Source organism: Streptomyces sp. GC420 (assembly GCF_009916105.1).
Classification (GTDB): Bacteria; Actinomycetota; Actinomycetes; order Streptomycetales; family Streptomycetaceae; genus Streptomyces.
In genome coordinates this window covers 1-4,016 of record NZ_JAAAXQ010000537.1, presented here as the reverse complement: position 1 = coordinate 4,016, position 4,016 = coordinate 1, and the positions used below count along the sequence as shown (strand labels likewise).

At 69.0% G+C, this 4,016-nt stretch carries 5 protein-coding genes; all 5 read left to right on the top strand.

Translation table 11 applies throughout. From position 1 onward, the window contains the following. Nucleotides 1–347, top strand: a 347-nt coding sequence (locus tag GUY61_RS35660; RefSeq protein WP_279576893.1) for a 2-oxo-4-hydroxy-4-carboxy-5-ureidoimidazoline decarboxylase, incomplete at its 5' end; no start/stop codon positions are given. Nucleotides 348–527: 180 nt separating this feature from the next. Next, entirely contained in the window at nucleotides 528–908 is a 381-nt protein-coding gene (gene sdhC / locus GUY61_RS35655) for a succinate dehydrogenase, cytochrome b556 subunit (protein WP_166634453.1), read from the top strand. 5 nt (nucleotides 909–913) lie between these two features. Next, nucleotides 914–1,402 (top strand): succinate dehydrogenase hydrophobic membrane anchor subunit, encoded by a 489-nt coding sequence (locus GUY61_RS35650; RefSeq protein ID WP_166634452.1) that lies wholly within the window; start codon nucleotides 914–916, stop codon nucleotides 1,400–1,402. A 17-nt stretch (nucleotides 1,403–1,419) separates the two neighbouring features. Then, nucleotides 1,420–3,174, top strand: a complete 1,755-nt coding sequence (sdhA, locus tag GUY61_RS35645) for a succinate dehydrogenase flavoprotein subunit (protein ID WP_166634451.1) — start codon at nucleotides 1,420–1,422, stop codon at nucleotides 3,172–3,174. Continuing rightward, the gene (locus GUY61_RS35640; RefSeq protein ID WP_166634450.1) at nucleotides 3,174–3,932 is read left to right on the top strand and encodes a succinate dehydrogenase iron-sulfur subunit; all 759 of its coding nucleotides are present in this window, start codon (nucleotides 3,174–3,176) and stop codon (nucleotides 3,930–3,932) included. Before sdhA ends, GUY61_RS35640 begins: the two co-directional genes overlap by 1 nt. Nucleotides 3,933–4,016: the final 84 nt, after the last annotated feature.

The following is a 4,016-nucleotide window of genomic DNA, read 5'->3' as shown; positions in this document are numbered from 1 at the left end:
CCGCCGACCTCACCGAGGCCCTGGCCGGGGAGGCCGTCCCCTCCCACCGCCCCCTGCTCGGCGCCGAGGGCCCCGGCACCCTGGCCGCGCACACGGCGCTGCGGGCGGCCCAGGCCGCGTACGAGAGCAGGTTCCGGCACGTCTTCGTGATCTGCCCCGACGGCCTGCCGCCGGACGAGGTGCTGGACCATGTGCTGGCCGGCATCCGCGCCCGGCTCGGCAACGAGCCGGACGAGGAGCGCGTCGTGGCGGCCGACGAACTGCGCCGGCTCGCCCGGGGCCGGCTCGCCCGCCTCGTGCTGAGCCTGGAGACCGCGCCCCCGGCAGACCGCGCAAACACGCCCTGATCGTCCGATTCGGGATATGTAGTAGCCCGTACGTGGCTGTTTGATCACACCTAAGGGACCCCGAGCGGGTGAACGGACCAGGCGTCGCTACCATGGCCGGGGCCGGTGGACCGTACCCGGCCGGGCCCGTCCGACAACCGAGCCGGCAGGCCCCTATCCCCGCTCCCGGAGGGTTTTTCCGTGCCGGCTGGAACGCTGTACCGCGGCCGGGAAGGAATGTGGTCCTGGGTGGCTCATCGAGTCACCGGCGTCCTCATCTTTTTCTTCCTGTTCGTGCATGTCCTCGACACCGCCCTCGTCCGCGTCTCCCCCGAGGCGTACGACGATGTCGTGGCAACCTACAAGAACCCGATCGTCGCCGTGCTGGAGTACGGCCTCGTCGCGGCCATCCTCTTCCACGCGCTCAACGGCCTGCGTGTCGTCGCGGTCGACTTCTGGGCCAAGGGCCCGAGGTACCAGAAGCAGATGCTGTGGACCGTTGTCGGTATCTGGGTCGTGCTGATGCTCGGGGCGCTCTACCCCGTGCTCGGGCACGCCGCACGCGAGCTGTTCGGGAGCTGACGCACATGTCGAGCACTGAGACCCCCTCCTCCGCTCCGGCCGTGGGTCCCGTCGAGGCCGACGGCCTGTACGACGCGGACAACCCCGCTCCGCTCATCGAGGCGCCGCGCAAGCGAACCGGCAGGACGCCCAGGGCGACCCGGACCAACTTCGAGATGTACGGCTGGCTGTTCATGCGCCTGTCCGGCATCGTGCTGGTCGTCCTCGTCCTGGGCCACCTGCTGATCCAGCTGGTCCTCGACGGCGGCGTCTCCAAGATCGGCTTCGCCTTCGTGGCCGGCCGCTGGGCCTCCCCGTGGTGGCAGGCCTGGGACCTCGTCATGCTGTGGCTCGCCATGCTGCACGGCGCCAACGGCCTGCGTACCGTCATCAACGACTACGCGGAGCGGGACAACACCCGCTTCTGGCTGAAGATGCTGCTGTACACCGCCACGGTGTTCACCGTCCTGCTGGGCACGCTGGTGATCTTCACCTTCGACCCCAACATCCGCTAAAGCCGAGGCGAGACCCAGTGAAGATTCACAAGTACGACACCGTCATCGTCGGCGCCGGCGGCGCGGGCATGCGTGCCGCCATCGAGGCGACGAAGCGCAGCCGCACCGCCGTACTGACCAAGCTCTACCCCACCCGCTCCCACACGGGCGCCGCGCAGGGCGGCATGGCCGCCGCGCTCGCCAACGTGGAGGAGGACAACTGGGAGTGGCACACCTTCGACACGATCAAGGGCGGTGACTACCTGGTCGACCAGGACGCCGCCGAGATCCTGGCGAAGGAGGCCATCGACGCCGTCCTCGACCTGGAGAAGATGGGCCTGCCGTTCAACCGGACCCCGGACGGCACCATCGACCAGCGCCGCTTCGGCGGTCACAGCCGCAACCACGGCGAGGCGCCGGTGCGCCGGGCCTGCTACGCGGCGGACCGCACCGGCCACATGATCCTCCAGACGCTGTACCAGAACTGCGTCAAGGAGGGCGTGGAGTTCTTCAACGAGTTCTACGTCCTGGACCAGCTGATCACCGAGGTCGACGGCGTGAAGCGGTCCGCCGGCGTGGTCGCGTACGAGCTGGCCACCGGCGAGATCCACATCTTCCAGGCGAAGGCCGTCATCTACGCCTCCGGCGGCACCGGCAAGTTCTTCAAGGTGACCTCCAACGCGCACACGCTGACCGGTGACGGCCAGGCCGCCGTCTACCGCCGCGGCCTGCCGCTGGAGGACATGGAGTTCTTCCAGTTCCACCCGACGGGCATCTGGCGCATGGGCATCCTGCTGACGGAGGGCGCCCGCGGTGAGGGCGGCATCCTCCGCAACAAGGACGGCGAGCGCTTCATGGAGAAGTACGCGCCGGTCATGAAGGACCTCGCGTCCCGTGACGTCGTCTCCCGCTCCATCTACACGGAGATCCGCGAGGGCCGCGGCTGCGGTCCCGAGGGCGACCACGTCTTCCTGGACCTGACCCACCTGCCGCCGGAGCAGCTGGACGCCAAGCTCCCGGACATCACCGAGTTCGCCCGGACGTACCTCGGCATCGAGCCGTACACGGACCCGATCCCGATCCAGCCCACCGCGCACTACGCGATGGGCGGCATCCCGACCAACGTCCAGGGCGAGGTGCTGGCCGACAACACCACCGTCGTGCCGGGGCTGTACGCCGCGGGCGAGGTCGCCTGCGTGTCCGTGCACGGTGCGAACCGGCTGGGCACCAACTCGCTGCTGGACATCAACGTCTTCGGCCGCCGGGCCGGCATCGCCGCCGCCGAGTACTCCGCGAAGAGCGACTACGTGGACCTCCCGGAGGACCCCGCCGCGTTCGTCGCCGGCCAGGTCGAGCGGCTGCGCGCCTCGACGGGCAGCGAGCGGGTCGCGGAACTGCGCCGCGAGCTGCAGGAGACCATGGACGCCAACGTCATGGTGTTCCGCACCGAGCAGACGATCAAGACGGCCGTCGAGAAGATCGCCGAGCTGCGCGCGCGGTACAAGAACGTCGCCATCCAGGACAAGGGCCGGCGGTACAACACCGACCTGCTCGAGGCCATCGAGCTGGGCAACCTGCTCGACCTGGCCGAGGTCATGGCGGTCTCGGCGCTGGCCCGCAAGGAGTCCCGCGGCGGTCACTACCGCGAGGACTACCCGAACCGCGACGACGTCAACTTCATGCGCCACACCATGGCGTACCGCGAGGTCGGCGACGACGGCACCGAGACCGTCCGTCTCGACTACAAGCCGGTCGTCCAGACCCGCTACCAGCCGATGGAGCGTAAGTACTGATGGCTACCCCCGTTCTGGACAAGGCGGAGGCCCCCGCCGCCGCGTCCCCGTACATCACGGTCACCTTCCGGATCCGCCGGTTCAACCCGGAGGTCTCGGACACGGCCACGTGGGAGGACTTCCAGGTCGAGATCGACCCGAAGGAGCGCGTGCTCGACGGCCTCCACAAGATCAAGTGGGAGCTCGACGGCTCGCTGACCTTCCGCCGGTCCTGCGCCCACGGCATCTGCGGCTCCGACGCGATGCGCATCAACGGGCGCAACCGGCTGGCCTGCAAGACGCTGATCAAGGACATCAACCCGGAGAAGCCCATCACGGTCGAGCCCATCAAGGGCCTGACGGTCCTGAAGGACCTCATCGTGGACATGGAGCCCTTCTTCCAGGCGTACCGCGACGTGATGCCGTTCCTGGTCACCAAGGGCAACGAGCCGACCCGTGAGCGGCTGCAGTCCGCCGAGGACCGCGAGCGCTTCGACGACACGACCAAGTGCATCCTGTGCGCCGCGTGCACGTCGTCGTGCCCGGTCTTCTGGAACGACGGCCAGTACTTCGGCCCGGCCGCGATCGTCAACGCGCACCGCTTCATCTTCGACTCGCGCGACGAGGCCGGTGAGCAGCGGCTGGAGATCCTCAACGACAAGGACGGCGTGTGGCGCTGCCGCACGACGTTCAACTGCACGGACGCGTGCCCGCGAGGCATCGAGGTCACGAAGGCCATCCAGGAGGTGAAGCGAGCGCTGATCACGCGCCGCTTCTGACCGCCGGTACGGCCCGACGGGTCCCGCACCGGCGGCCCGTCCGAGGGCCCCGCCCCCTGTTCACCAGGGAGCGGGGCCCTCGGA